Origin of the sequence: Streptomyces sp. NPDC058697 (assembly GCF_042715345.1) — a bacterium.
Classification (GTDB): Bacteria; Actinomycetota; Actinomycetes; order Streptomycetales; family Streptomycetaceae; genus Streptomyces; species Streptomyces liliifuscus.
Genome location: NZ_JBHXSU010000046.1, coordinates 1 through 26,954 on the forward strand (window position 1 = coordinate 1; position 26,954 = coordinate 26,954).

Sequence of the window (26,954 nt, forward strand, 5' to 3'; positions counted from 1 at the left end):
CAGCCTAGGTACCTAGGGGCGCGGGGAACTGCGCGACCAGCCACATCCGGGCCCGCACCCGACAACACACCCCCACGGGGTCTGGGGCGGAGCCCCAGGGGACGGGACGGGTAGGGGCGGCGGGGGCGAAAAAAGGGCGTCAGTCCGCGTCTCGTTCTCTCTCTGCCAAGTGGATCACGCAGACCGCTACCGCGATCAGCAGGGCCGGGTCCGCGTCGTCGCGTACGGTTTCGACGCCGTAGGTCTCCCGGACCCGGAGCCACCGGCGCGAGATGTGGGCGAGGAGTTCGCCGTCGTACTCGACGACGAACTCACGGTCGAGGATCTTGCCGCTGACGTCGAGCTCGGTCCCGTCGGCGAGGGCGACGCGGTAATGGTTGCGGAGCAGCGACAGCCGCTTGCGGCGGATGGTCGCCAGCGGCTCACCGCCCCGCTCGATGACCATCGTGTCCCGCAGGGCGAGCATCTTCTTGTGGATGTCGATCAGCACCCGCCCCTGCGCGTCCTTCAGCTCGAAGGTGTCCCGCAGCCGCATCGCCTTGCCGTCGACGAGGAAGGCCTTGCGGCCGTGCTCGTCCTCGATCCAGTAGTCGTCACCGATGCCCAGGAGCCGGTCGCGTACGAGGAATTTCATGCTCTTAGCGGTTCCCCGGCAGCGGGTCCGAAACGCCGTCGGTAGGCCGACGGGCTGAGCCCGGTCTCGCGGCGCAGCCGCGCCCGCAGGTTGGCGGCGGTGCCGAGACCGCTGCGTTCGGCGACGACGTCCAGTCGTTCCTCGCCGCGTTCGATGAGCCGGCAGGCCAGTGCCACCCGTTCGCCCGTCAGCCACGCCAGCGGGGTCGTGCCCAGCTGGGCACGGAAGCGGCGGTGGAGCGTGGCGGGCGACACGGCCGCGTGCGTCGCGAGGTCCGCGACCGTCAGCGGTTCGCCGATCCGCGCCTGCGCCCAGGCCAGCAGCGGCGCCAGCGACTCGTCCCGTACGTCGGGCAGGGGGCGTTCGACGAACTGCCGCTGCCCGCCGTCGCGATGGGCGGCGAAGACGAGCCGCCGGGACACGGCGTTCGCGATCTCGGCGCCGTGGTCGCGGCGCACGATGTGCAGCCCGAGGTCGAGCGCGGCCGCGCTGCCCGCCGCGGTCAGCACGTCCCCCTCGTCCACGAAGAGCACGTCCGGCTCCAGGAGGACCTTCGGGTGGAGCTCCCGGAAGAGGTCGGCCCAGCGCCAGTGGGTGGTGGCCCGGCGCCCGTCCAGGATCCCGGCCTCGGCGAGCGCGAAGCTCCCGGTGCACAGGCTCACGACACGGGCCCCGCGGGTGTGGGTGCGCCGGACGGCGTCGAGTACGGCCTCGCCGCGCGGCACGACGTTGTCGGGGCGGCCGGGGACGACAAGCGTGTCCGCGTCGTCCACCGCGTCGAGCCCGGGCACCCCGCTCAGCGTGAAGAAGCCGTGGTTCATCCGGACCCGGGGGGTGGGGGTGCACAGCGTCAGCTCGTACAGGGGCTCAGGGAGGCCCAGTTCGGGTCTCGGCAGTCCGAACAGCTCGGTCGCGACGCCGACTTCGAAGGGGTTGGTGCCCTCGTCGACGATCACGGCGACGCGGTGCGGCCGACGCCCCGGAGACGGAGTCCGACGCGAAGACGGAGTCGGAACATGGTGCTGCGAGGATCCTTGCGGCATGTGCGATTTCTAGCACTCGTACGCCCCTGCCGTCCCGCCGCACGATGAACGCATGGCCCAGAACAGCGAACCCGTCTCCCTCGCCGCCGCGCTCGCCTCCTTCGACGACCTGTGGAGCCCGCGCATCGTCACCGCCGTCAACGACTACGACGTACGCCTCGCGAAGGTCAAGGGCGAGCACGTCTGGCACACCCACGACCACACGGACGAGTTCTTCCTGGTCGTGGAGGGCGAACTGCGCATCGCCCTGCGCGAGTCCGGCGGTGAGCGCACGGTGGTCCTGCCCAAGGGCTCGTTCTTCACGGTCCCGCGCGGCACCGAGCACAAGCCGAGTTCACCCTCCGGCGCGGCGATCCTCGTCTTCGAGCCCACCGGAACGCTGTCGGTCGGGGACCGCCACGAGGAGGTCCCCGACCATGTGGACGCCACCACCGGGCACGTCCTGAACAGCTGATTCGTACGGCGGTCGAACGGCGCGACCGTCAGCGGTCAGACGCCGTAGCCGTCGCTGTAGCCGCTGCGGTTGCGCGGCTCCTCGTCGACCACCGGGGCGCCCGGCCGCACAACGACCCGGCGCCGCTTGGCGATGCTGCTGAACGTCGCCACACCGATCAGTCCGACGATCATGAAGATGATGCCGACCAGGTCGAGGTTGACCCCCTGCATGTCCCAGTCGGTCGCGAACGTGAGGATCGCTCCTGTGGCGATCAGAATGATGCACCCGCCCAGGCCCATGGGTGTCGCCTCCTGTTTGAAACACAGTTCGTTCCGGGCCCGGAGACCGTGCGGTTCCCGGGTTCGGGGCGAGTACCCGGACCCGGTCCCTCCATGCAGGGGAGGTCTCCGCGGCCTGCCCCACGGAACGCGCCCACCCCTTCTGGAACCGCACCGGCCACCCCTCCTGGAACCGCTCCGGTCATCCCTCCAGGAACCCCACCAGGGAGTTCGCCAGCAGGAACGGGTCGGTGGCGCCGCAGAGTTCGCGGGCGCTGTGCATCGAGAGGATGGCCACGCCGATGTCGACCGTCTTGATGCCGTGGCGGGCCGCGGTGATGGGGCCGATGGTGGTGCCGCAGGGCATGGAGTTGTTGGAGACGAAGGTCTGGAAGGGCACGTCGGCCCTCTCGCAGGCGGCGGCCCACACGGCGCGGCCCGAACCGTCCGTCGCGTAGCGGTTGTTGACGTTCACCTTGAGGATCGGGCCGCCGCCCGCGCGCGGGTGGTGCGTCGGGTCGTGCCGCTCGGCGTAGTTCGGGTGCACGGCGTGACCCGTGTCGGAGGAGAGGCAGACCGTGCCGGCGAAGGCGCGGGCCCTGTCCTCGTACGAGCCGCCGCGCGCGAACACCGAACGCTCCAGCACGCTGCCGAGGAGGGGTCCGTCCGCCCCCGTGTCCGACTGCGAGCCGTTCTCCTCGTGGTCGAACGCCGCGAGGACCGGGATGCAGGAGAGGGTGTCGTCGGCCGTCGCCACGCCCGCCAGGGCCGCCGTACCGGCGTGCACGGACAGCAGGTTGTCCATGCGCGGGCCCGCGAGCAGTTCCTTGTCGCGGCCCAGGTAGGCGGGCGGTTCGATGGAGTGGACCATCAGGTCCCAGCCGGTGGTCTCGCCCTCGGGCAGACCCGACTCCTCCTCCAGGAAGCGGATCAGGTCGCCGTCGCGCACGTCGTTGCCCAGGCCCCAGATGGGCTGGAGATGCCGCTGCTTGTCGAGCTTGAGGCCGTCCGAGGTGACGGACCGGTCCAGGTGGATGGCGAGCTGGGGCACGCGCAGCAGCGGCCGGTCGATGTTCACCAGGCGCGTCGAGCCGTCCCGGAGCGACAGCCGTCCGGCGAGGCCCAGGTCCCGGTCGAGCCAGGAGTTGAGCAGCGGGCCGCCGTAGACCTCGACCGCGACCTGGCGCCAGCCGTGCGCACCGCTGTCCGGGCGCGGTTTCACCCGCAGGTTGGGGGAGTCGGTGTGCGCCCCGACGATCCGGAAGGCGGTGTGCGGCTCGGCGCCCTCCGGCACGTACCAGGCGACGATCGCGCCCCCGCGCAGCACGTACTTTCCACCGCTCGTCCCGTCCCACGCGTCGGTCTCCGCGACCTGCCGGAAGCCCGCCTTCTCCAGCCGCTCGGCCGCGTTCGCCACGGCGTGGTACGGGGACGGGCTCGCCGCCAGGAAGGACATGAGGTCGTCGGTGTGGCCGCGGTCGAAGCGTGGGGGTGTGCGCATGGGTTCACCTTAACGACGCGAGAAGGCCCGTTCCCTGGGATGGGAACGGGCCTTCGTGAGGGGTGTGTACAGACGGTGGGACGGGTCCGGACGTTCGGCGCGAACGTGACGGCTCACGGCCTGGGCGCGGACCCTGCGGGTGCGTGGGGGCACGGTCTGCGCACCGAGCCCGCGGGTGCGTGGGCACGGTCTGAGCATCGAGCCCGCAGGTGCGTGGGGGCCGGTCGCGCAGTTCCCCGCGCCCTGAAGAAGGGCGGCAGCCCCCGGAGGTGGGCCCCGGTCAGAACGCCGACTCGTCCAGCTCCATCAGGTCCAGCTCGACGCCCTCGGCGAGCTTGCGCGCACCGGTGACGCCCGGCAGGACGTTCGCCGCGAAGAACTTCGCCGCGGCGATCTTGCCGGAGTAGAAGGGCCGGTCCTTCGCCGAGGCCGTCTCCAGCTTCTCGGCGGCGACGGCGGCACCCTTCAGGAGCAGGTAGCCGACGACCACGTCACCGGACGCCATCAGCAGGCGGGTGGTGTTCAGCCCGACCTTGTAGATGTTCTTGACGTCCTGCTCGGTCGCCGCGAGGTCGGTGAGCATCAGGCCGACGATGGCCTCCAGCTCGACGGCCGCCTTGGCGAGGTGCTCGCGGGCGCCGGACAGCTCCTCGCCGCCGGTGCCGAGCGCCAGGAACTTCTTGATGTCCTCGGCGAGCGAGTTCAGCGCGGCGCCCTGGTTGCGGACGATCTTCCGGAAGAAGAAGTCCTGGCCCTGGATCGCGGTCGTGCCCTCGTACAGGGTGTCGATCTTGGCGTCGCGGATGTACTGCTCGATCGGGTACTCCTGCAGGAACCCGGAGCCGCCGAACGTCTGGAGCGACTGGGCGAGCTGCTCGTAGCCCTTCTCGGAGCCGTAGCCCTTCACGATCGGCAGGAGCAGGTCGTTGAGGGCCTCAAGGACGGACGCGTCCTCGCCCTCGGCCTCCTTGACCTGGATCTCGTCCTGGAGTGCGGCGGTGTGCAGCACCAGGGCGCGCATGCCCTCCGCGTACGCCTTCTGCGTCATGAGCGACCGGCGCACGTCCGGGTGGTGCGTGATGGTGACCTTGGGCGCGGTCTTGTCCATGAACTGCGCGAGGTCGGGGCCCTGGACGCGCTCCTTGGCGTACTCCAGTGCGTTCAGGTAGCCCGTCGACAGCGTCGAGATGGCCTTCGTGCCGACCATCATGCGGGCGAACTCGATGATGCGGAACATCTGGCGGATGCCGTCGTGCTTGTCGCCGATGAGCCAGCCCTTGGCGGGGTGGCGGTCGCCGAACGTCATCTCGCAGGTGTTGGAGGCCTTGAGGCCCATCTTGTGCTCGACGTTCGTCGCGTACGCGCCGTTGCGCTCGCCCAGCTCGCCGGTCTCGAAGTCGAACTCGTACTTCGGGACGAGGAAGAGGGAGAGGCCCTTGGTGCCGGGGCCTGCGCCCTCGGGACGCGCGAGCACGTAGTGGAGGATGTTCTCCGACATGTCGTGCTCACCGGACGTGATGAAGCGCTTGACGCCCTCGATGTGCCAGGAGCCGTCCGCCTGCTCGACCGCCTTGGTGCGGCCCGCGCCCACGTCCGAGCCGGCGTCCGGCTCGGTGAGCACCATGGTGGAGCCCCACTGCTTGTCCACGGCGATCTTCGCGATGTGCTTCTGGACCTCGTTGCCCTCCTCGAAGAGGATGCCCGCGAAGGCCGGGCCGGAGGAGTACATCCACACGGCGGGGTTGGCGCCGAGCACCAGCTCCGCGTACGCCCAGATCAGGGAGCGGGGGGCGGTGGTGCCGCCGATCTCCTCGGGCAGGCCGAGCCGCCAGTACTCGGAGTCCATGAAGGCCTGGTAGGACTTCTTGAAGGACGCCGGGACGGGCGCGGTGTTGGTCTCCGGGTCGAATACCGGGGGGTTGCGGTCGGCGTCCGCGAAGGACTCCGCCAGCTCGTTCTCCGAGAGGCGGGTCAGCTCTTCGAGGATGCTCTTGGCGGTCTCGGTGTCCATCTCCGCGAACGGGCCGGTGCCGTACAGCTTGTCGCGCCCGAGCACCTCGAAGAGGTTGAACTCGATGTCGCGGAGATTCGACTTGTAGTGCCCCATGGCGACGGCTCCGTAAAGATCGGGGAGGTGGGTGAGTCCTCGGTGACGAGTCCTCGTACCTGGTTCGAGTCTGGTGCGCATCTGGTCCACGTACCAACTAGTAGCTACGATGATGCTACCCGTCGGTAATAAGAATCAACCCCTGATTGCCCAAGTGTGAGCAGGGTCTATATTTCGCGGTCCACCTTCGGGTGGGAGTGCACGGCTCCGCCACCTGTTCGAGGAAATCCGCCGGGGACGACCGGGCGGCCCGCCCCGCCAGTAGTCTTGCCCCCATGTACGGCTACGACCAGAACGTGGGACCGGGGCAGCAGCAGTACGCGCAGTCCCAGCCGCCGCCGCAGCAGCAGATGCCCGGTGGTGTCGGCGGGGTCGGCGGATACGGCCAGCAGCCGCCGCTCTACCCCGAGCCGTCGCCGCCGTCGCTCGCCGACGCGGTGCGCGCGTTCACCACGGGGTCGCTGACCCCCGAGGACTTCCAGCAGGTCTTCGCCACCTCCAAGGTCTACTGCCCGCGCGGTGACAACCCCGGATTCCTGGCGCTGCACAACACCCAGCAGCCCGTGATCCCGATGTTCACCTCGCTCAAGGAACTGCGCCGGTACGCCGGCAAGGAGTCCAAGTACTTCGTGGTCATCGGTGCCGAGGTGATCGACCTGCTCCCCACCGGCTACGGCTTCGTCCTCGACATGGAGGGCGAGCACCGCATCGTCTTCGACGCGAAGGCGGTCGAACAGATGGTGGACTTCGCCATGCGCCGGATGTACGGCTGACCGCGACCGCTCCACAGGCGGCCCACAGACACCGCCGCACGCAGGCGGCAAGCGCGTACTGCTCCGTACGACCGGCCCGTACGACCGGTTCGCACAGCCGGCCCGTACAACCGGCCCGTACGACCCGCTCCACACGTGACGCCCGGAGGGAATGCCCTCCGGGCGTTCTGCGTTCCAGGTGGCAGAAAGTTCGAGATTCAACTAAACTTCGAGCACAAGGAGGTACCGACATGCCTGCAGTGACCGTCGAGAACCCGCTGACCCTGCCCCGTGTGGCCGCGTCGACCGAGGCCGTGGCACGTCCTGTGCTCGCCGTGACCACCGCGCCGGGCGGATTCGAGGGCGAGGGCTTCCCGGTCCGCCGCGCGTTCGCCGGGATCAACTACCGCCATCTCGACCCGTTCATCATGATGGACCAGATGGGTGAGGTGGAGTACGCGCCGGGCGAGCCCAAGGGCACCCCCTGGCACCCCCACCGCGGCTTCGAGACCGTGACCTACATCATCGACGGCGTCTTCGACCACCAGGACTCGAACGGTGGCGGCGGCACCATCACCAACGGCGACACCCAGTGGATGACCGCGGGCTCGGGCCTCCTGCACATCGAGGCCCCGCCGGAGGCGCTCGTCGTGTCGGGCGGTCTCTTCCACGGGCTCCAGCTGTGGGTGAACCTGCCGGCCAAGGACAAGATGATGGCGCCGCGCTACCAGGACATCCGCGGCGGCTCGGTCCAGCTGCTCAGCACGCCCGACGGCGGCGCGCTCCTGCGCGTCATCGCCGGTGAGCTGGACGGCCACCAGGGCCCCGGCATCACGCACACGCCGATCACCATGATCCACGCGACCGTGACGCCCGGCGCGGAGCTCACCCTCCCGTGGCGCGAGGACTTCAACGCCCTCGCGTACGTGATGGCGGGCCGCGGCAGTGTCGGTACGGACCGCCGCCCGGTCCACACCGGGCAGACGACCGTCTTCGGCGCGGGTTCCTCGCTGACCGTCCGCGCGGACGAGAAGCAGGACGCCAACACCCCGGACCTGGAGGTCGTCATCCTGGGCGGACAGCCGATCCGGGAGCCGATGGCCCACTACGGCCCGTTCGTCATGAACACCCGCGAGGAACTGCAGCAGGCCTTCGACGACTTCCAGAAGGGCCGCCTCGGCACGATCCCGGCGGTGCACGGGATGAGCGAGGGCGGGCTGTAGTCGCCCGTTCGACGCGCCGGGCACGCGACCGTCCGCGGATCCGGTACCGCACGAGAAGGCCCGAAGCCGCAGGTTCGTCCTGCGGCTTCGGGCCTTTTCCGTTGCGTGCGGTCGGCCGCGGGTCTCGTTGTGTGCGCTCAGCCGCGGGCCCGTAGCCGTACGCGTGCGGGTCCCGTCGCCTGGAGGGTGATTCCCGCTGTCAGCGGGACCTCCGTGTCCACCGCCTCCAGTTCGTACGAGCGCAGCAGGGCGGCCAGGGCCAGTACGGACTCCAGCATCGAGAAGTGCTGGCCGATGCAGGCGCGCGGGCCGCCGCCGAAGGGGAACCAGGCATAGCGGTGGCGGGCCGCCTCCCGCTCGGGGGTGAAGCGGTCGGGGTCGAAGCGTTCCGGGTCCTCCCACAGGTCCGGGTGGCGGTGGGTGACCCAGGGCAGGACCAGGACGTCCGCGCCCGCCGGGATGAGGTGCCCGTCGACCTCCGCGGCCTCGACGGACCGGCGGCCGACCACCGGAGCGGCCGGATACAGCCGCATGGCCTCCTTCAGCACCCTTGTCAGGTACGGGAGTTCGTCGAGGTCGGCGGCCGAGGGCGCCCGCCCCGACGGCAGCCGGTCGGCCTCCTCCTGGGCCCGCTTACGGGCCTCGGGGTGACAGGCGAGGAGGTGGAGTGCGAAGGCCATGGACGTCGCGGTCGTCTCGTGGCCCGCGACCAGGAAGACCAGTACCTGGTCGCGGAGTTCGGCCGCGTCGAGGCTGCCGTCCTCCTCGCTGCTCGCCCGGGAGAGCAGCGAGAGCAGGTCGTCGCCCTCAGCGGAGGCGGCCTCGGCGGAGTCGGTTCCGGTGGAGGCGGTTCCGGCCGTCGCGTCGGCCGCCCTGCGCTCCGCGATGATCCGGTCGCAGACCGCGTACACCGCCCGGGACGCCGCCTCGGCCCGGCGGTTGGACGGGAGGGGCCAGGAGCGCGGCGGGTTGACGGGGGAGAAGCCGCGCCGCGTCACGTACTCGCTGACCACGGGGAAGTTGTCGTGGATGACGTCGACCGCGGCCTCGACGTCCGCCCCGAACAGGATGCGGGAGACCGTGCGCAGCGCGAGCCGGTCCATCTCCCGCACCAAGTCGACCACTCCGTCGGCCGCGTCCCGCCAGCGCTCGACCGTGCTGTCGGCCTCCAGCGTCACCGCCGTGGCATAGGAGTCCACCTGCCGTTTCGTGAACAGCGGCTGGATCAGACGGCGTTGGCGCCGGTAGTCGGCGTCCTGCGCGGTGAGCAGGCCGTTTCCGGCGGACTGCCTCAGCTCCTCGTAGAACTGGTTGTCCTTGCGGAAGTTGGCCGCCTGCGAGGCCAGGATCTGCTGCACGCCCTCCGGGGAGAAGACGCAGTGCAGCACCGTGCGGGCTCCCGGCGGGCCCGCGGAGAGACGCACCACGTCGCCGTGGTCCCGCCGGGCGCGGAGGAAGACGTCCAGCGAATCGCGCCGGAGGTCGAGTGCCGAGCCGAGCAGGGGAAGGCCTTTGGGCCCTGGTATCTCAGTGATGGCGGCCATGGTTCGCATCATCGCGCACGGGTCCCCGGACAGGTCCCCCTTTCAGCCCTCCCGGAGCGCCGCCCCGACTGACGCATGGTCAGGTGGAGGCGTGCAGCCCCTGCTTCCGGAATCCGCCCGGCTCCTGCCCGAACCCGTGCGCCGCGTGGCCGCCTGGTGCGTCGTCGCTCTGCTGGTCACCGGGGTCGTGGTGGTCGGGGTCCGGCTGTGCGTCGAGTTCAAGACCGCGGTGGTGCCGGTGCTGCTCGCACTGCTCGGGACGGCGCTGCTCGGGCCGCTGTACCGGCGGCTGGTGCGGGCGAAGGTGAACCGGTCGATCGCGGCCGGCGTGACCTGCGTCGCCGTGCTCGCCGTCGTCGGCGGGGCCACGTACATCGTGGTGGCCGCGCTGATCGACACCGGCGACGAGATCACCGCCTCGCTCAAGCAGGCCGCGAAGTCGCTGTCCGAGCATTTCGGGGCGGCCGGCACCTCGCTCGACGACATCGCCTCCAACGCCAAGGAACTGCTGGGCAAGTTCGGCGGGACGGCCGCGTCCGGGGTGATCAGCGGGATCAGCGTCGTGGGCGAGGCCATCGCCATGGCCGTCCTCGCGCTGCTGCTCGTCTTCTTCTTCCTGCGGGACTCGCACCGGGCGGCCGGGACGCTGCGCTCGCTGGTGCCGCAGGGCTCGGGCGACGTGACCGAGGCGATGGCGCGGCGGGCGTACCAGGCCGTCGAGGGATTCATGCGCGGGACGACGTTCATCGCGCTCATCGACGCGATCTGCATCACCGTGGGTCTGCTCGTGCTGCGGGTGCCGGGGGCCGTCGGGCTCGGCGCGCTGGTGTTCGTCGGCGCCTACATCCCGTACCTGGGCGCTTTTCTCTCCGGTGCGGTGGCGATTCTGGTGGCCCTCGCGGACCGCGGTTTCGTGATCGCGCTGTGGGCGCTGGGGGTCGTCCTGGCCGTGCAGGTCCTTGAGGGACATGTGCTCCAGCCGATGATCCAGAGCCGGACCGTGCAGATGCATCCCGCCGTCGTCATGCTGGCGATCACCGCGGGCGCGTCGGTGGCGGGCATCCTCGGAATGCTGCTGGCGGTGCCCCTGACGGCCGCGGCGTTCGGGGTGATCGCGGAACTGCGGGGGCGTTACGCGTCCGAGGAGACCTCGGTGACCCTGACGAAGCCGGAAAGCCCGAAGAGCTAGGCAACTCCCGGCAGTCCGGAAGCCCTGGGCGTGGCCTCGCCGCCCGGTTCCTCGCTGCCCGGCTCGTCCCCGCCCGGCACCTCCCCGCCGGTCCCCTCGCCACCCGGCCCCTCCTCATAGAGCTCGAACCAGATGCTCTTGCCCTCGCCCCGCGGGTCCACCCCCCACGCGTCCGCGAGCAGTTCCATCAGGACCAGGCCCCGCCCGGAGGAGGCCAGTTCGCCGGGATGCCGCTTGTGGGGCAGATCGTCGCTCCCGTCCGACACCTGGATCCGTATCCGACGGCCCCCCGCCCCGCCCGTCATCTCGGCGACGAGCAGCGCGTCCGCGTCGGTGTGGACGAGGACGTTCGTGACCATCTCGGAGACCAGCAGGACCGCCGAGTCGACCTGGTCGGCGGAGGCCCAGTCGTGCAGGAACTCCCGCAGCTGCTGCCGGGCTCCCGCGACCCTCTCGTGCTCGGCCTGGGCGACGGTCACCATGGTCCGGCGTACGGAGGGCCGCTCGGTGACGGTGTCGCCGCAGCCGCGGCTCTCCCCCGCCCTGCTCAGCAGCAGCACCGCTATGTCGTCCTCGCGGCGGTCCACCAGCGGCCCGGTCGTGTGGTGCGAGGAGGGCCCGTGCACGGCCTGGACCAGTGCGTCGGCGAGCTCCTCCATGTCGCCGTCGTGGCTCTCCAGGATCCTGCGGATCCGCCGCCAGCCGGTGTCCAGGTCGTGCCCGCCGGTCTCGATGAGCCCGTCCGTGCAGATCAGCATGGTCTCGCCGGGCTCCAGGACGAGCCGTGTCGTCGGATAGTCGGCGTCCGGATCGATGCCGAGCGGCAGCCCGCCCGGGGTCGGCCGGGTCAGCACGGTCCCGTCGGCCATACGTATCGCCGGGTCCGGATGCCCGGCCCTGGCTATCTCCAGGACCCCGCTCTCCGGATCGACCTCCACGTACAGGCAGGTCGCGAAGCGCAGGTCCGCTATCTCCTCGTCGTACGTGATCCCGTACAGGAAGCGGGAGGCGCGGGAGAGGACCGCGTCCGGGCGGTGGCCCTCCGAGGCGTACGCGCGCAGCGCGATCCGGAGCTGGCCCATCAGCCCGGCGGCGCGTACGTCATGGCCCTGGACGTCGCCGATGACAAGGGCGAAGCGGCCGCCGCCGGGGCTCGTCCGGGAGGTGCCGCCGGGCAGCGGGATCATGTCGTACCAGTCGCCGCCCACCTGGAGTCCGCCGCCGGTGGGCACGTACCGGGCCGCGAGACTCATGCCCGGGATCTGCGGCCCCAGGGTGGGCAGCATCGAGCGCTGGAGGCCGTCCGTGAGCTCCCGCTCGGACTCGGCGACACCGGCCCGCGAGAGGGCCTGCGCCAGCATCCGTGCCACCGTCGTCAGCACGGAACGCTCGTCGGGCGTGAAGGTGACGGGGTACGTGAAGGCCGCCATCCACGCGCCCATCGTGCGGCCCGCGAAGGTGAGCGGCAGGAACGCCCAGGACTGGCGGTCGAAGTGCTGGGCGAGCGGCCAGGAGGCCGGATAGCGGTCGCGATAGTGGTCGGGCGAGGAGAGATAGACGGCACGGCCGGTGCGGACGACCTCCGCGGCCGGATAGTCCGTGTCCAGCGGCATCTGGGTGAACGGCTCCTCGTCCCCGGGGTTGTGCCCGTGGTGGCCGATGACCGTCAGCCGGTCGCCCTGCGCGCCGAAGACCGCGAGCCCGTCCGGCGAGAAGCCCGGCATCGACAGGCCCGCCGCGACCCGCAGCACCTCCGCCGTGGACCGCGCCTCGGCCAGCGCCCGCCCCGCGTCCAGCAGGAACGCCTCGCGCGAGCGTCTCCAGTCACCCGTGACCGGCGTACGCGCGGCGGCGCCCGGCTGCGGCTCGGTGACCTCCTGCATGGTGCCGATCAGCTGGTACGACCCGGTGCCCGGGTCGATCGACGGCTTGGAGCGGCTGCGTACGGTACGGATCACATGGCCCTGCTCGTCCATGACCCTCAGCCGCAGTTCGGCGAGTGTGCCCTCGGCGGCGGCGAGCTGGACGACCCCGTTGACCTCGTTCCAGTCGACGGGGTGGAAACGGGCGCGTACACCTGCCTCCGTGAGCACGGTCGGTTCTGCAGGCAGGCCGAGGAGCCGGGAGGCCTCGGCGTCGAGGGTGACCTTCCCGGCGGCGTCGTCCCACCTCCACAGGCCGGTGGCGAGGGTGGCGAGGACGTCCCCCACTGAGGGAAGGGGATCACCGATGCGCATTGCCCCACTGTATGAAGAGGTGAACGAAGGCTGCCACCGAGGCAGGTGAGAGGCGGGGCGGGCGCCCGGGGCCGGCGGGTGGCGCAACTATTGCGAACGGCGATCTTGGGGCGGCCGGTAGGCTTGCGGTGTTTCACGTGAAACACCGCCCCCGACCGCGAAGACTGGATGAAACGACGATGCATCGGTACAGGTCCCACACCTGCGGCGAGCTCCGCGCCTCTGACGTCGGCACCGACGTCCGGCTGAGCGGCTGGCTGCACAATCGCCGAGACCTGGGCGGCATCCTCTTCATCGATCTGCGCGACCACTACGGCATCACGCAGCTCGTCGCCCGCCCCGGCACCCCCGCGTACGAGGCACTGGACAAGCTCTCCAAGGAGTCCACGGTCCGCATCGACGGCAAGGTCGTCTCGCGCGGCACGGAGAACGTGAACGCGGAGCTGCCGACCGGCGAGATCGAGGTCGAGGTGGGCGAGGTCGAGCTGCTCGGCGCGGCCGCCCCGCTGCCCTTCACGATCAACGCCGAGGACGGTGTGAACGAGGAGCGGCGTCTGGAGTACCGCTTCCTCGACCTGCGCCGCGAGCGCATGCACCGCAACATCCTGCTGCGTACGTCGGTCATCTCCGCCATCCGTCACAAGATGACGGCGCTGGGCTTCAACGAGATGGCGACCCCGATCCTCAGCGCCACCTCCCCCGAGGGCGCGCGCGACTTCGTGGTCCCGTCCCGTCTGAACCCGGGCAGGTTCTACGCCCTCCCCCAGGCGCCGCAGCAGTTCAAGCAGCTGCTGATGATCTCGGGCTTCGACCGGTACTTCCAGATCGCGCCCTGCTTCCGTGACGAGGACGCGCGCGCCGACCGTTCGCCGGGCGAGTTCTACCAGCTCGACGTGGAGATGTCCTTCGTCGAGCAGGAGGACGTGTTCCAGCCCATCGAGAAGCTCATGACCGAGCTGTTCGAAGAGTTCGGCAAGGGCCGTCATGTGACGTCCCCGTTCCCGCGCATCCCCTTCCGCGAGTCGATGCTGAAGTACGGCTCGGACAAGCCGGACCTGCGGGCCCAGCTGGAGCTGGTCGACATCACCGACGTCTTCGAGGGCTCGGAGTTCAAGGCCTTCGCGGGCAAGCACGTACGGGCCCTGCCGGTGCCGGACGTGGCTGCGCAGTCCCGCAAGTTCTTCGACCAGCTCGGTGACTACGCGGTCTCGCAGGGCGCGAAGGGCCTGGCCTGGGTGCGGGTGGCCGAGGACGGTTCGCTGACCGGCCCGATCGCGAAGTTCCTGACCGAGGAGAACGTCGCCGAGCTGACGAAGCGCCTGTCGCTCGCGGCCGGCCACGCCGTCTTCTTCGGCGCGGGCGAGTTCGACGAGGTCTCGAAGATCATGGGCGCGGTCCGCGTCGAGGCCGCCAAGCGCGCCGGGCACTTCGAGGAGGGCGTCTTCCGGTTCTGCTGGATCGTCGACTTCCCGATGTACGAGAAGGACGAGGAGACCGGGAAGCTCGACTTCTCGCACAACCCGTTCTCGATGCCGCAGGGCGGTCTGGAGGCCCTGGAGACCCAGGACCCGCTGGACATCCTCGGCTGGCAGTACGACATCGTCTGCAACGGCGTCGAGCTGTCCTCCGGCGCCATCCGGAACCACGAGCCCGACATCATGCTCAAGGCCTTCGAGATCGCGGGCTACGACCGTGAGACCGTCGAGGAGCAGTTCGCCGGCATGCTCCGCGCCTTCCGCTTCGGCGCCCCGCCGCACGGCGGCATCGCCCCCGGCGTCGACCGCATCGTGATGCTCCTCGCCGACGAGCCGAACATCCGGGAGACCATCGCGTTCCCGCTGAACGGCAACGCGCAGGACCTGATGATGGGCGCGCCGACGGAGCTGGACGAGACGCGGCTGCGGGAGTTGCACCTTTCGGTGCGGAAGCCTCAGCCGAAGTAGGGCCCTGCGGGCCCCGCTTTCTTGGGGTTCGGCTCCGCGGGGCGCTCCGCGGGGCGGGCTCGTTTCGTCTGCGGGTTCGTTGTGGCTGGGCGCGCAGTTCCCCGCGCCCCTTTCGGGGCGTGGGGCCGACCTTGCCTTCTCAGCTTGGGGCGTGATCGTCCTCGGGGTTCGGCAGGGGTGGGAGTCGTAGGTCGGGTGGTAGCGGGCCCTCGTCGGCGTGGCCTCGGGTGTAGCGGTGTATGCGTACCTGGAGGTTCATGCGGCGGGACTGCTTGCTGAGTCGGCGGCGCTCGCGGCGGCCGGATTCGTCGTCGTCCAGGTCGTTGTACCGTCGGCGGGTCTCCCAGAACGAGCGCTCCTGGGCGGCCGCCGCCTCCCCGGGCGTGACGTCCTCCGGGTCGTCCCGGCTCCCGCCGGATTCGTCTGTCATGTGTCACAGAGTGGCACGAACCGGCGGTCACGGAGAGTGAATTTCCGGATGCTGCCATGTGGGTGACGAAGATTCTTCGTGCGCCGTAGAGATCCGGACAGCGCGGGTGTGCCGCGGCCGCGATCTTCCCGGGAGTGTCGTGCTTCCTCCCTGGTCGGCGCCACCTTGTGCGCCTTGCCCTGGCGGAAAACGCGCCCCGTTTCACGCTCCTCAACTCTCCCTCGTGCGACGTCACTTACTGGCCATTTGCCTGTTTGACGACAAAGCGTCCCGGCCCACACGCTCCTTGGGCACGCGGTCTCCCTGTTGCTCAGGGTGACTCCGGATGGGCCCCAGGCTGCCCGGGGCCGGACGAGAGGAAGACCAACGATGGCCCGTAGCGCGGAGAAGCAGCAGAAGCCGGTCCGCAAGTCGCTGACCGAGCGCACCCACGACGAGCTGGAGATCGCAGGGTTCGACGAGGTCGAGACCCCCGAGGCGGACATCGTCAGCCTCGGCGGCGCCAGCTACACCAAGATGCTCGGCAAGATCTACGCCTGACCGCTCCCCTTGGGGCTCCGGCGTGCGATGCGCCGGGGCCCCGAGATCCGTCGCGCCGGACCCCGGAGAGCCCGTCGATGCTGCGCATCACCTCGGAACTGCCCTACTTGGACCAGGCAGGTCATGTCTACGTGCCGCTCGCCGGACCGGCACGGTCCTGTCTGAAGCTCAACCGTCACGCCTCCCGCATCTGGCGCGAGGCCCTGCGCCGCCCCGTGGACCTCGACACCCTGCCCGAGCCCGACCGGGACTTCCTCCTGGGCCTCACCCGGAACGGTGTCCTGCGCACCGCGCCCGCGCCGACATCCGCGACACGGCCCGCATCCACGACAGCGCCGGCGTCAGCCTCGGTGCCCGCGCCCATGTCCTCGTCCGAGGGAGTCTGAGATGGGCACGCTGACACGGCCCGCCATCGCCTTCGTCAACCCCTCGGTCGGCTTCTCGGACCGCCGCAAGTCCAAGCCGATCGGGCTGGCCTACATCATGGCCTACCTGGAGAAATCCGGATTTCCCAGCTCGGGCTTCGACTTCGGGGACTCCGAGGACGACGCCGTCGAACTCGCCGCGCACTACGGCCTCGACCGCTTCGACGTCGTCGGATTCTCCGTCTACAACGAGTCGTTCCGCGCGGCGATCGCCATGGCCGAGTGGATCAAGAACCGTAGACCGGACTGCCTGATCGTCCTCGGCGGCCCGCACGCCACCGCCGTGCACGAGCACATCCTGCGCCGCTACTCCTGCGTCGACGTCGTGGTCCGGCGCGAGGGGGAGGAGGCGATGCTCGATCTCGTACGCGGCCTGGACGTGGGCGAGAAGGTGGACGGGGATGTGGATGGGGACGTGGGCGACCGGGCCGGGCTGACCCGGCTGACCGGGATCAAGGGCACCACCTGGCGGGCGCCCGACGGGGCCGGCCTCCTGGTCAACGAGGACCGGGACTTCGTGCCCGACCTCGACCAGATCCCGTTCCCCGACGCCGAGTTCACCTCGCACTCCGGCTACCCCGACCTCACGTACTACGACGAGGTGCAGGGCCGGTTGAAGGCCGCGCTGACGATCTGCAGCAGCCGCAGCTGCCCGTACAACTGCTCCTTCTGCGGTGTGCTCACCATCGGCCGCAAGTACCGCTCGCGCGAGGCGGAACGGGTCGTCGCGGAACTGCTCCACTTCCGCGCGCGGCACGGCGTCAACTACGAGCACGTGTACTTCAGCGACGCCAACTTCTTCGTCTCGCCGACCCGTGCCCTGGAGGTCGCCGAGGCGCTGTACGAGGCCGATCCGCAGGTCACCTTCAGCTTCGGCACCCGGGTCAACCAGATCCTCAAGGCCGCCGAGGTGCTGCCCCGGCTCAAGGAGTGCGGGCTGCGGTTCATCGAGCTCGGCATCGAGTCCGCCTCGGAACCGGTCCTCGAACGGCTCGCCAAGCATGTGAAACCCGAGGTCAACGTCGCGGCCGTACGCCTGTTGAAGCGCCTGGGCATCGAGATCTCCCTCGACTTCATCATGCTGGACCCGGCCACGACCCTGCCCGACATCCGCGCCAACCTGGAATTCCTGCGCGAGGCCGGCTTCTACGACTACGTGCCGCACGACCACCTCTACACCGCGCTCGTGCTCTACGAGGGCACGCCGATCCGGGACTTCTACGCCCGGCGGTTCGGTGTCGTCTTCGACCCGGACGATCTGCCCAGCCCCTTCACGCTCTTCGAACTGCCCGAGGTGCAGCGGTTCAGCGACACACTGCGGGCCTTCCGCAAGCAGTGGCAGGACCGGATCGACGACGCCCTGGCCCAGGGGGAACTCGCGCTCGCCTCCATGGCCGACGGTTGGGACGGCTCGGACGGGTGGGACGAATCGGATGGTTGGGACGGCTCGGACTTCCCCCGGGAGTCGCACGCCCGGCTGCAACTCGACGTCGTGTCGCTGCGGCACGCGCCCAACCTCTTCATGGAACGGCTGCTGGAGGACGCCGAAGCCGGATTTCCACGACTGGACGAGGCCAGAGACGAGGCCGGAGACGAGGGCGGGGACGGGGCCGGAGACGCGGGCGGACTCGAAGCACTGCTGCCCCGCCTCGGGCACGACCACGTCCATCTGCACGACCTGATCGAACGCACCGAGGCCGTCGCGCGGGAGGCAGGCTTCGCGCAGGCCCCGGGCGCCGCCGCCCCGCACGGGAGGGACTAGCACATGGCAGGGACCGACCACATGCCCACAGCAGCCGGCACGGGGTCCCCGATCCCCGAACTGGGTCCGCCCGGTGTCCACGGGATCTGCTTCAGCTGCGACTCGATCAAGGACATGGACATCGCCGAGGAGACGGCGACCAGGCTCGGCTCCACGGCCACCTGGTACAGCGTCGGTGTCCTCGCCACGGACCAGGAACTCGCCCTGCGCTGCGCGGAGTTCTGCCGTCGGCACGGGCTGCACGCGCTGTTCCACCCGCTGGACCTGGACGTGTGCGGCACCGACCCGCTCGACGACCGCCTGCTGCGCCTGCTCGGCGAGCGGGCCGGTGAACTGAACTCGCCCTGGCTCAACATCGACCTCGCGATGTGGGTCCGCGAGGGGGAGACCCTGCTGGAGTCCCTGGTGCCCATGCCGCTCGTCGACGAGGCCGTCGACTGGGCGGTGGACCGGATCAAGCACGCCCAGGACGTCATCGGCCGCCCGCTGACCATCGAGAACGCGCCCTATCCGTTCGTGGTCGGCGACCGGGACATCCTCACCCTGATGACACGGATCGCCGAGCGGGCCGACTGCCTGATGACCATCGACGTCGGCCACCTCTACGGACTGCGGGTCCAGCGAGGGCTGCCCCCGGTGCTGCCGAGCGACGACGACATCGCCTGGGACCGGGTCGTCGAGGCGCACATGAGCGGCACGTTCGTCCGCCGCTTCGAGGGCGGCGTACGCCTTGTCGACGACAAGCACGACTGGCCGGTCAGCGACGAGGTGTGGGAACTGGCCGACGCGCTGCTCCCCCGCGCACCCCATCTGCGGTCGGTGATGGCCGAGGCGGAGGGCATGACGGCCGACGAACTGACCGACAGCGTACGGCGCTTCGCCGGCCGGGCCGACCACTGGTGGAGTGCCTCATGACCCTCGATACCTTCGATGCCTTCAATGCCTTCGATGTCGGTTCAGGAGTCGCTCTCGACTACGCGAGGGTGACCGACACGACCTGGCGCATCCTCAACGCGACCCCGAAGCGGCGGGCCCAGCTGCTCGCCGAGCTGCCCCCGGCCGAGCGTGCCGTCGTCGCCGAGGGCACCAGGGGACCGGGCTTCGACATGGAGCAGGCCCGGCGCCGCAAGACAGTCGCCAACGTGCTGAACGTCAGCTTCCCGGTCACCTTCTTCGCGTACTACGGCCGGACCGGCGCGGAGGGCCTGCACACCTTCCTGGACAGCGAGTTCTGGCAGCGGCGGCCCGCCCAGCCCGGTTCCGTGTTCCCGCCCGCGGCCACCGCGTCGGCCGCCTTCGGCGGGTTCCTGCGGTCCACCGACTGGATCACCTGCCAGGAGGACTGGGTCGGCGAGGCCTTCGCCTTCGAGGACGCCTACCTCTTCGGCCGGGCCACGGTCGACACCCGCCCGTGCCGCGGAGACTCCCCCGGCCGACCCCGTCTGGTGCCGGGTGCCTGGACCGCCGAGGCCACGTTCGACGTTCCCGCGTACGGCAGGCTGCTGCGCGAGCGGGGCACCGTGGACCCGTGGACCGAGGCGCTGCTGCTGGTCAAACGCCGTCCCGCGCCGCTCGCCGTGGTCTCGGTCCCGATCTCGGTCCCGGCCGGCGAACGCGTCCGCCGGGTGCGGCTCACGGGCGACACCGTCGCCGCGCTGCGCTGGCTGTGGGACGCCGACGTGCCGGTGCCCGAGGACTTCTCAGGAACGCCCACCTACGCCAAGGCGGCCGGCGCCGGACTGGTGGACGGGGCCGCTCAGTGACCTCTGGGACCTCTCCCGGCCCGGAACACGAGAACGCGAGCCCGGGTCCGCCAGGTTCCGCCGACCAGGACCTCGCCAGTCACGCCGGCCTCGTCAGCCATGCCAGTCACGCCAGTCACGCCAGCCACGTCAACCGCGTCCGCCGCGGCTATCTGCTGGTCTCCGGTCTCGACTACTTCGGCGACATGCTCCTCACCGTCACGTCCGTCCTGCTGCTGCAGTCGCTGGGCATGGGGTCGGGTGCGGTGTTCGCCCTGATCGCCGCGGTGTGGATCGTCGAAGGGGTCTCCGAGATCCCCACCGGCATCCTGGCCGACCTGCTCGGCCGGCGCGCCTCGGTCGCGATCAGCTTCGTCCTGCGGGCGGTCGGCTACAGCGCCCTGTTCTTCAGCGGCAGTGTGTACGTCGCCGCCGCCGGAGTCCTGCTCTCCGCGCTGGGCGGAACCTTCGCGTCCGGCGCCCTGGAAGCCTGGGCCGTCGACGAGACCGGGGCCAAGGACCCGCGCGGCCTGGACCGGCTCTTCGCCCAGGGAAAGATCGCCGAGAACGCCGGCCTGGTCCTCGGCACCCTGACCGGCGCCGCACTGGGCACGCTGGACCTGGCGCTGCCCCAGATCGTCGCGGGCCTGACCTGCGCACTGGCGGCCGTACTGTCCCTGCGGCTGATGACCGGGCGCCCGGCTCAGCAGCGACCCCCGGCCCCGGACGGCTCCCCGGCCCCGAGGCACCGGGAAGCCTTCGCACCACGGCTGCGGGAATCGTTCGGCGAGGTCATGACCGGGACCCGCCTCACCCTGCGGGGCGACAAGGTACTGATCGCCCTGATCGTCGCCGCAGCACTCCTGTGGCTGTTCCGCGGTATCCCCGGCGTGCAGTGGACGGTCGTGTACGAGGGACTCGTCGGCGGAAATCTGCTGGTGCTCGGCGCGATGCGCAGCGTCGGCTCCCTGCTGGAGATCCCCCTGCTCGGCTGGACCCTGAGCCTGCAGAAACGCCGGGCGTCCGCGCGCCGGACCGTCATCGTCACCGCGTCCACGGCCGGTGCCCTGGCACTCGTCTGCGCCGCCGCCGTGAAGGAACCGGCCCTCTCGATCGTCTGCTATGTGTGCTTCTCCACGGCGTTCGGCCTGTGCATGCCCGGTGTGCGGGCGGCCATGAACGAACGCATCGACAGCGGTCACCGCGCCACCGTCCTGTCCGTGGCCTCGCTGTTCAACAGCCTGTTCACCGGTGGCGGCCTGATCCTGACCGGACTGGCCGTCGGCGACCTCGGCAGCACCGCCCTGGCCTGGCCGCTCGCCGCCGCCGGGTTCGGTGTCGCGGGCCTGTGGGTGGCCTCCCTGGCCGTACGCCCGGGGACGGCACCGACCACCTCCACGACCGGATCGACCGGGCCCCAGGAGGTACGCGCGCCATGACCGCCGCCCTGCCCGACGCCGTACGCCCCGCCGTACCCGACGCCGTACGCCCCGCAGGATCCGACGCCGCAGATGTCGTATACGTCGAAGACTTGCTCGCAGACCTCCAGCTGGAGCGTGCTGGACTACCCGGCAGCGACCTGGTCCCGGCGGCCCGGCGTGCCAGGCAGGCCGCCGACGAGCTGGACGCGCTGGGCCTTTCCAGGTTCGTCGCCGAACTCCGCGGTGAGACGGCACCCGCGCCCGCCCCCGGGGCCGTACTCGACCTGGAGGCGGACGAGGAGGGCCGACGGGCCTCGTACGAGGTCTGGTGCGCCGAGGCCCGTGAGCTGACCGACGAGGTCTGGCGGTGGCTGACCGAGCGGCGCCGGGCCGCCGGTGAACTCCCCTGGTGGTGCGGTGAGTCGGCGCTCCCGCTGCCCCGCGACTCCGTACGGCGGCTCGCCGAGGTGACGGTTCCGGTGCGGGACCTGTCGGAGGTCGCCGCCGCCTGGGCCCGCCCGGCCGGACTGCGCGGCAGCGCCACCGCCGAGTACAACTGGCGCTGGCTGCTGCTCGGCAAGGGCGTGCTCGGGCCGTCGGGCGGGGTGTCCGGTGGTGTGTCCGGCGAGGTGCTGCCCCCGCTGAACGAGCTGATCACCCTGCTCGTCGGCTGGGCGCGGCGGCGCGGACTGCTGCCGCTCGCCCACAAGGTGAAGGTGTTGCGGCGCCCGAACACCCCGTCCATGGTGATGCCCGTACGGCTGCCGGGTTCCTCGCTGCTGTCCCTGCCGACCGCGGTCACTCCGGTGACGGTCCAGTACCTGCTGCACGAGCTGGCCCATCTCGCCGAGCACGCGCTGCGTCCGGCCGACGCCCCGCTCGTCGAACGGTGGACGTTCGATCCGCTGCGGTCGGAGGGCTGGGCCCTGCTGCTGGAGCAACTGGCGGGATCGACCGCGTTTCTCGCCCGGCTGGGGATCGCGGAGGAGACCGCCGCGGTCCTCGCCCGTTTCTACGCCGAGGAGGAGCGCTTCAGCCGTGGCCTGATGGCGGCCGACCTGGCGCTCGACACGGACCTCGCGGGCTGCCGTACGTCGGCCGAAGCGCTGGAGGCCGCGTCGGCCGTCGCGACCGCCACCGGACTGGGGTGGGCTCCTGAACTGCTTCTGCTGCGGCAGACCCGCGTCCTGCACTGGCGCTCCTATCTCGCGGGTTACGCCTGGCGGGACGCGGTCCACGCGGAACTCGACTCCCGTTTCTGCGAAGCCGACGGCAAAGGAGAGGGCGAGGAGGCCGGCTGGGCGGACCGGGACGAGGCCTGGGCACTGCTCCGGAGCGCGCTGGCCCGAACCGGGGCGGCAGGGTCCGCCGCGGGATTCCTCGACGCGCTTCGACTTCCCGAGCCGACACCACGCATGCCAAGCACACACCGCACGCCCCCGACCCCATGAGGAGGCTCGATGACGACGACCGACGCAGCGGGCAGGACGGCGACCGAGAGGACGGCGACCGAGAAGGCGACCAGCCCAGCGGACAAGGTGACCGCCGGCCCGCGGGACGGGCTCCGGCTGCTCTGCGATGACCCCCGTACCGCGGACGATCTGCCGTGGGGCGAGGCACACGCAGTCTTCGGCGCCGCGCCGGAAGTCGCCGGGATCGTGTCCCGGCAGGACCTGGAGGACTGGCTGGACTGCAGCCTGCTCCACTATCCGGTGCTGAACGCGATGCGCGGCGGCACCCCGGTGCCGCCCGAGGCGCTGACCAGGGTCATGCACGTGTCCGGCGACCCTCGCGCGGGCTACGTGGACGGCGCGAAGGTCCGCTTCCAGCTGGCCGCCGGGGCCACCGTGGTCGTACAGAACCTGCACGAGTGGCATCGCCCCGCCCAGCAGCTGTGCCGTCGACTGGCACAGCTGTTCTCGGCCAAAGCAGGAGCCGTGGCGTTCTGGACGCGGGCGGGGGAGGACGGCCTGCGCGTCCACCGCGACGACGGCCACCTGTTCGTCGTGCAGATCTCCGGGACCAAGCGCTGGTATCTGTACGACACCCCGCGCGACGCGGCCGACTGGAGCCCCGGATACGTCGAGGACCTGGCGAGCGCCCAGACGGTCGACCTGCGGCCCGGCCAGGTGCTGTATCTGCCCGAGGGCATCGCCCACCACACCCGCACCCTCGACACGGAGTCCGTGCACGTCACCGTCGCGATCAGGGAACCCCGGCTGCGGGACACGGTCGAACTGGCCGTACGCGCCTGCCTCGCGCGCATCCCGGACCACGCGACCCTTTCGGGGACCGGCGCCGAGCGGGAGCAGACCGCGGACGAACTGCTCACCCGGCTCGCCGAGGCACTCGGGCGCGTGGACCGGGCCGCGCTTGTACGTGACCTGTCGCGCCGCGCGGCCGAGACCCGAGGCAGCCGCTGAGCCACAGGGTCCGATCGATTCGCGCCACGTTCTTCATGGACACAGCAACCCACAGTCCGTGCCCACGCCCTTGACAGTCTTCTTACCTAACTTCCCTGTCCATGACGGGAATCCAAGGAAACCAAACAGCCCAAGGTCCGAAACACAAGCGGAACGTGACGCGCCGAAAGGTCGTCGTGGCAGGTGGCGCGGCAGTCGCCGCGGTGGGTGTGGGCGGCACGATCGCCGCGACCGCGAACGCCGGCCAGACGAAGAAGGGCGCCTCGCCGACCGCCTCCTCCACCTCCTCGGAGACGTGCTACAAGCTCACGTCGGAGACCACCGAGGGCCCGTACTACATCGACGCGGACAAGCTCCGCCAGGACATCACCGAGGACCGGGAGGGCATCCCGCTGACCCTGCGCCTCAAGGTGATCGACAACGAGACCTGCAAGCCCATCAGAAACGCCGCCGTCGACATCTGGCACTGTGACGCGCTGGGCCTCTACTCCGGCTACGAGGACTCCTCCAGCGGTGGCGGTGGCGGTGGCGGCACGCCGCCCAGCGGAACGCCCACGGATGTTCCGTCCGGTACGCCGACCGGCGCCCCGCCCGGGGGCGGTGGTGGCGGCCACCAGGAGCCCACCGACGACAAGCGCTACCTGCGCGGCACGTGGAGGACGGACAAGCAGGGCTTCGTCACCTTCAAGACGGTCTTCCCGGGCTGGTACCAGGGCCGCTGCGTCCACATCCACACCAAGGTGCACGTCAGCGGCACCTGGACGGACGCAGGCTACGAGGGCGGCAACACCTGCCACACCGGCCAGTTCTTCTTCGACGAGGAGTCGGTGCTCGCCTCGGCGGAGGTCGAGCCGTACTCCACGTCGACGACCGAGCGCACGACGCTCACCGAGGACACGATCTACGACCAGTCCGGTACGGCCGGCGGTCTCCTCAAGCTCAAGTACAAGAAGAACGGCATCGCGAAGGGCGTCGTCGGGACCATCACCATGGGCGTCGACCCGGACGCGACCCACGAGGGCACGGACGACGCGGTGCAGCCGGGCGCGTCGGCGACGGCGTCGGCTTCGGCGTCGGCTTCGGCCTCGTAGTCCACTTCGTTCGGTTCGTTCGGTTCGGTTCGGTTCGGCGAGCTGACAGCAGGGGCGGGTCCGGGGAGTGGGACCCCGGGCCCGCCCCTGCTCGCTCGGCGGCCATGAACCGGCGATTTGTGGGCACCTGATCAGGTGGCGCACAGGATTCTCGTCGGAGACGCACAGCGGCAGGGAGTCTGATGGGTGGTGCGGGATGAGAACCTCCCGCAGGAGACCGGCAGCGCCGGAGGAGACCACCGGAGGAGATCATGGGATTCGCCGTGCTGCTCGCACTGCTGCTGATCGTCGGGGCGGTGGCCGCGGTCGTCGTACAGCGGCGGTCGAACGGCGCGGGCGCCATGTCCGACCTGGACGCGGAGGCCGAGGCCAACCGCTGGGTGGTCCGGCTGGGCGGCAGCCTGTCCGCCTTCACCGCGGGGGCGCGTGCCGACCGGACCGCGGCACGCGAACTCTCGGCCGCCGCCGAACGCCACCGCACCGCCCGCCACCAACTGGCCACCGCCCGCACCCCCGCCGAGTACGCGGTGGTGACCCGCACGGCCCTGGAGGGCATGCACCATGTCCGCGCGGCCCGCACGGCACTGGGCATCGCCCCGCCCTCGGGCCAACGCCGGCACCAAAGAGATCACGTCCGGACGTAGCGAGACCCCGTAGCGAGATCCCGTAACGAGATCCCGTCCGGACCCGGGGAGGCGACGCGTGATGTCCCGCTCTCAGGACCAGGCGGAGATCAGGTCCCGCGGGCCCCACATCAGCTCGACCCCGCTCTCGGCCACGGGCCCCGTCGCCCCCGAGAGGGACACCACGGCCAGCCCCGTGGAGCCCGGCACAAAGCCGGGAACCTGGGCGGCGCCCGTCCGCAGGGCGGTCAGGTCGTGCTGGTCGAACGGCGAGGCCAGCCACTTCACGGAGCCCGCGAAGCAGAGGGTGCCCGCGACGGGGGCACGGTCCGCGCCGACCAGATCGATCTCCGGGGAGAACTGCCGGTTCCACCAGCCGCCCACGAACTCGGTGTCCGGCCAGGGGAAGTCACCTGAGGCGGCGGCCAGTTCCAGTGCCTCGCGAATCAGCGGTTCGACGGCCCGCCCCCGCCAGGATGCCCATCGTCGCTGGACGAGCCGGTACGCGGCCTCGGGTCGGCCTCGCCTCGACAGCTCCTGCGCGGAACGCATCGCGGCCAGATACAGAAGCAGGCTGCTGTCGGCCACGCGATAGAGGGCGGGTTTGCCGGGGCGTGTGGAGAGCGGAGTGTCGGAGGCGAGGACGCGCTTCTCCTCCGTGAGCCGCCGCAGAAGAGGGGACAGTATCCCGGACGGCAGCGCTCCGCTCTGGCTCCCGGCCGTCGCCGCGATGGTGGCGTGCGTACGGTCGCCGCTTCCCACCGCCTCCAGTACCCGGCGGGACTGGTCGGGGGCGGGGAACTCGGCCATAAGGGCTGCCTCGGGGACGCCGAAGAGCGGTGAGGCGGGATCGGCGCACTCGGCCTCGATGAAGCCGAGAGCCGGGGTGCCGTGCGGCCAGGCGCGCAGAATCCCCGGCAGCCCGCCGGAGACGAGGTGCGCGTCGATGGCGTCCGCCGCGTCCAGCCCCAGCGCGGCCCCGGTCTCGGCCGGGTTGAGCGGCCCGAGAACCAGGCTGTCGGCCCGCCCGTAGAAGGGCCGGTCGTACGCCGTGAAGCGTTCCATCATGTGGAGATCACTGCCGAGCAGCAACAGGAGCACGGGCCGGTTGGCCAGCAGCCGGTCCCAGGCGGTCTGGAGCGCGCCGTCGAACACGGGGTCCTGTTCGGCGAGCCAGGGCAGTTCGTCGAGGACGACGATGCTGGGGGATTCGGGCAGGACGGCGGCGAGCGCGCGCAGGCCGTCGGGCCAGTTGGTCGGGGCGCTCTTCGGTACGAGTTCGGGGTCGGCCGGGAGGGAGGACTCTCGCAGCTCGGCCATGAACGCGGCGATGCCCTCCACCGGGGAGGCCCCCTTGGTCGCGGTGAAGAAGACATACGGCCGCCCGGCCCTGTCACAGAACTCCTGCACAAGCCGCGACTTCCCCACCTGCCGCCGCCCTCTTATGGCAAGGGCCGCCCCTGCGCCGTCGGCGGTGACGCGGTCGAGGCGCTTGTGAAGGAGAGCCAGCTCGGTCTGACGGCCTACGAAGGGGGTGGGCATGGCGCGCCTCCCGGACAGGGAATCTACCTAGAAGCATTCTACGTAGATTCAATCTACATAACATTCCC

The 26,954-nt window shown here is 70.6% G+C and carries 24 protein-coding genes; 15 read left to right on the forward strand and 9 right to left on the reverse strand.

The genetic code is table 11. The annotated features are described in order from the left end of the window. Positions 1 to 139: 139 nt before the first annotated feature. Together ACFWXQ_RS45945 and ACFWXQ_RS45950 are read right to left on the reverse strand one after the other, a co-directional pair. Positions 140 to 634: an LURP-one-related/scramblase family protein gene (locus ACFWXQ_RS45945; RefSeq protein ID WP_383939927.1), complete on the reverse strand. Its 495-nt coding sequence runs from the start codon at positions 632 to 634 to the stop codon at positions 140 to 142. Beyond that, a complete protein-coding gene (locus ACFWXQ_RS45950; RefSeq protein ID WP_383939930.1) occupies positions 631 to 1,677 on the reverse strand; it encodes a GlxA family transcriptional regulator in 1,047 nt (348 codons plus the stop codon). Before ACFWXQ_RS45950 ends, ACFWXQ_RS45945 begins: the two co-directional genes overlap by 4 nt. 52 nt (positions 1,678 to 1,729) lie before the next feature. On the opposite strand from ACFWXQ_RS45950, the gene ACFWXQ_RS45955 reads away from it, so the two are divergent. Then, entirely contained in the window at positions 1,730 to 2,131 is a 402-nt protein-coding gene (locus tag ACFWXQ_RS45955) for a cupin domain-containing protein (protein ID WP_383939933.1), read from the forward strand. Positions 2,132 to 2,166: 35 nt separating this feature from the next. Here ACFWXQ_RS45955 and ACFWXQ_RS45960 read toward each other — a convergent pair whose 3' ends face one another. From ACFWXQ_RS45960 to ACFWXQ_RS45970, 3 genes are all read right to left on the reverse strand, one after another. Further along, positions 2,167 to 2,412 carry a hypothetical protein gene (locus tag ACFWXQ_RS45960; RefSeq protein WP_200397116.1) on the reverse strand — a complete coding sequence of 82 codons (246 nt, stop codon included), beginning with the start codon at positions 2,410 to 2,412 and terminating at the stop codon, positions 2,167 to 2,169. Between the two features lie 181 nt (positions 2,413 to 2,593). After that, complete coding sequence (locus ACFWXQ_RS45965) at positions 2,594 to 3,892, reverse strand: M18 family aminopeptidase (RefSeq protein WP_383939935.1); 1,299 nt, start codon at positions 3,890 to 3,892, stop codon at positions 2,594 to 2,596. 280 nt (positions 3,893 to 4,172) lie between these two features. Then, a complete protein-coding gene (locus tag ACFWXQ_RS45970) occupies positions 4,173 to 5,999 on the reverse strand; it encodes an acyl-CoA dehydrogenase (RefSeq protein WP_383939938.1) in 1,827 nt (608 codons plus the stop codon). A gap of 275 nt (positions 6,000 to 6,274) precedes the next feature. Here ACFWXQ_RS45970 and ACFWXQ_RS45975 point away from each other — a divergent pair, with 275 nt between their 5' ends. Together ACFWXQ_RS45975 and ACFWXQ_RS45980 are read left to right on the forward strand one after the other, a co-directional pair. Continuing rightward, on the forward strand, positions 6,275 to 6,772 hold the full coding sequence (locus ACFWXQ_RS45975) for an SseB family protein (protein WP_055615632.1): 498 nt from the start codon (positions 6,275 to 6,277) through the stop codon (positions 6,770 to 6,772). Between the two features lie 230 nt (positions 6,773 to 7,002). Then, positions 7,003 to 7,974: a pirin family protein gene (locus ACFWXQ_RS45980; RefSeq protein ID WP_383939941.1), complete on the forward strand. Its 972-nt coding sequence runs from the start codon at positions 7,003 to 7,005 to the stop codon at positions 7,972 to 7,974. A 137-nt stretch (positions 7,975 to 8,111) separates the two neighbouring features. Here ACFWXQ_RS45980 and ACFWXQ_RS45985 read toward each other — a convergent pair whose 3' ends face one another. Beyond that, positions 8,112 to 9,518 carry a cytochrome P450 gene (locus tag ACFWXQ_RS45985; RefSeq protein ID WP_383939944.1) on the reverse strand — a complete coding sequence of 469 codons (1,407 nt, stop codon included), beginning with the start codon at positions 9,516 to 9,518 and terminating at the stop codon, positions 8,112 to 8,114. 91 nt (positions 9,519 to 9,609) lie between these two features. On the opposite strand from ACFWXQ_RS45985, the gene ACFWXQ_RS45990 reads away from it, so the two are divergent. After that, complete coding sequence (locus ACFWXQ_RS45990) at positions 9,610 to 10,707, forward strand: AI-2E family transporter (protein WP_383939947.1); 1,098 nt, start codon at positions 9,610 to 9,612, stop codon at positions 10,705 to 10,707. Here ACFWXQ_RS45990 and ACFWXQ_RS45995 read toward each other — a convergent pair. Then, the gene (locus ACFWXQ_RS45995; RefSeq protein WP_383939950.1) at positions 10,704 to 12,944 is read right to left on the reverse strand and encodes a SpoIIE family protein phosphatase; all 2,241 of its coding nucleotides are present in this window, start codon (positions 12,942 to 12,944) and stop codon (positions 10,704 to 10,706) included. The two genes, ACFWXQ_RS45990 and ACFWXQ_RS45995, sit on opposite strands and share 4 nt — an antisense overlap. A 179-nt stretch (positions 12,945 to 13,123) precedes the next feature. Between ACFWXQ_RS45995 and aspS the strand changes: the two genes are divergently transcribed. Next, positions 13,124 to 14,887, forward strand: a complete 1,764-nt coding sequence (aspS, locus tag ACFWXQ_RS46000; protein ID WP_383939953.1) for an aspartate--tRNA ligase — start codon at positions 13,124 to 13,126, stop codon at positions 14,885 to 14,887. A 139-nt stretch (positions 14,888 to 15,026) separates the two neighbouring features. Here the strand turns inward: aspS and ACFWXQ_RS46005 are convergent, their stop codons facing one another. Next, positions 15,027 to 15,317, reverse strand: a complete 291-nt coding sequence (locus ACFWXQ_RS46005) for a hypothetical protein (RefSeq protein WP_383939956.1) — start codon at positions 15,315 to 15,317, stop codon at positions 15,027 to 15,029. A 369-nt stretch (positions 15,318 to 15,686) separates the two neighbouring features. On the opposite strand from ACFWXQ_RS46005, the gene ACFWXQ_RS46010 reads away from it, so the two are divergent. From ACFWXQ_RS46010 to ACFWXQ_RS46055, 10 genes are all read left to right on the forward strand, one after another. Then, positions 15,687 to 15,857, forward strand: coding sequence for a hypothetical protein (locus ACFWXQ_RS46010; protein WP_160147698.1), 171 nt, complete (start codon positions 15,687 to 15,689; stop codon positions 15,855 to 15,857). Positions 15,858 to 15,934: 77 nt separating this feature from the next. Continuing rightward, positions 15,935 to 16,243 carry a hypothetical protein gene (locus tag ACFWXQ_RS46015; RefSeq protein ID WP_383939959.1) on the forward strand — a complete coding sequence of 103 codons (309 nt, stop codon included), beginning with the start codon at positions 15,935 to 15,937 and terminating at the stop codon, positions 16,241 to 16,243. A 1-nt stretch (position 16,244) separates the two neighbouring features. Further along, complete coding sequence (locus ACFWXQ_RS46020) at positions 16,245 to 18,044, forward strand: B12-binding domain-containing radical SAM protein (RefSeq protein ID WP_383939961.1); 1,800 nt, start codon at positions 16,245 to 16,247, stop codon at positions 18,042 to 18,044. 21 nt (positions 18,045 to 18,065) lie between these two features. After that, a complete protein-coding gene (locus ACFWXQ_RS46025) occupies positions 18,066 to 18,959 on the forward strand; it encodes a DUF692 family multinuclear iron-containing protein (protein WP_383939965.1) in 894 nt (297 codons plus the stop codon). Further along, a complete protein-coding gene (locus ACFWXQ_RS46030; RefSeq protein WP_383939968.1) occupies positions 18,956 to 19,807 on the forward strand; it encodes a hypothetical protein in 852 nt (283 codons plus the stop codon). The genes ACFWXQ_RS46025 and ACFWXQ_RS46030 overlap by 4 nt, the downstream gene beginning before the upstream one ends. Beyond that, positions 19,804 to 21,225 (forward strand): MFS transporter, encoded by a 1,422-nt coding sequence (locus ACFWXQ_RS46035; RefSeq protein ID WP_383939971.1) that lies wholly within the window; start codon positions 19,804 to 19,806, stop codon positions 21,223 to 21,225. The genes ACFWXQ_RS46030 and ACFWXQ_RS46035 overlap by 4 nt, the downstream gene beginning before the upstream one ends. After that, the gene (locus tag ACFWXQ_RS46040; RefSeq protein ID WP_383939974.1) at positions 21,222 to 22,658 is read left to right on the forward strand and encodes a hypothetical protein; all 1,437 of its coding nucleotides are present in this window, start codon (positions 21,222 to 21,224) and stop codon (positions 22,656 to 22,658) included. The genes ACFWXQ_RS46035 and ACFWXQ_RS46040 overlap by 4 nt, the downstream gene beginning before the upstream one ends. A gap of 9 nt (positions 22,659 to 22,667) precedes the next feature. Further along, positions 22,668 to 23,630 (forward strand): JmjC domain-containing protein, encoded by a 963-nt coding sequence (locus ACFWXQ_RS46045; RefSeq protein ID WP_383939977.1) that lies wholly within the window; start codon positions 22,668 to 22,670, stop codon positions 23,628 to 23,630. 101 nt (positions 23,631 to 23,731) lie between these two features. Further along, positions 23,732 to 24,721 (forward strand): intradiol ring-cleavage dioxygenase, encoded by a 990-nt coding sequence (locus tag ACFWXQ_RS46050; protein ID WP_383939981.1) that lies wholly within the window; start codon positions 23,732 to 23,734, stop codon positions 24,719 to 24,721. A 251-nt stretch (positions 24,722 to 24,972) separates the two neighbouring features. Next, a complete protein-coding gene (locus ACFWXQ_RS46055) occupies positions 24,973 to 25,365 on the forward strand; it encodes a hypothetical protein (protein WP_383939984.1) in 393 nt (130 codons plus the stop codon). 72 nt (positions 25,366 to 25,437) lie between these two features. On the opposite strand, the gene ACFWXQ_RS46060 is transcribed toward ACFWXQ_RS46055, so the two are convergent. Further along, complete coding sequence (locus ACFWXQ_RS46060; protein WP_383939987.1) at positions 25,438 to 26,886, reverse strand: ATP-binding protein; 1,449 nt, start codon at positions 26,884 to 26,886, stop codon at positions 25,438 to 25,440. Positions 26,887 to 26,954: the final 68 nt, after the last annotated feature.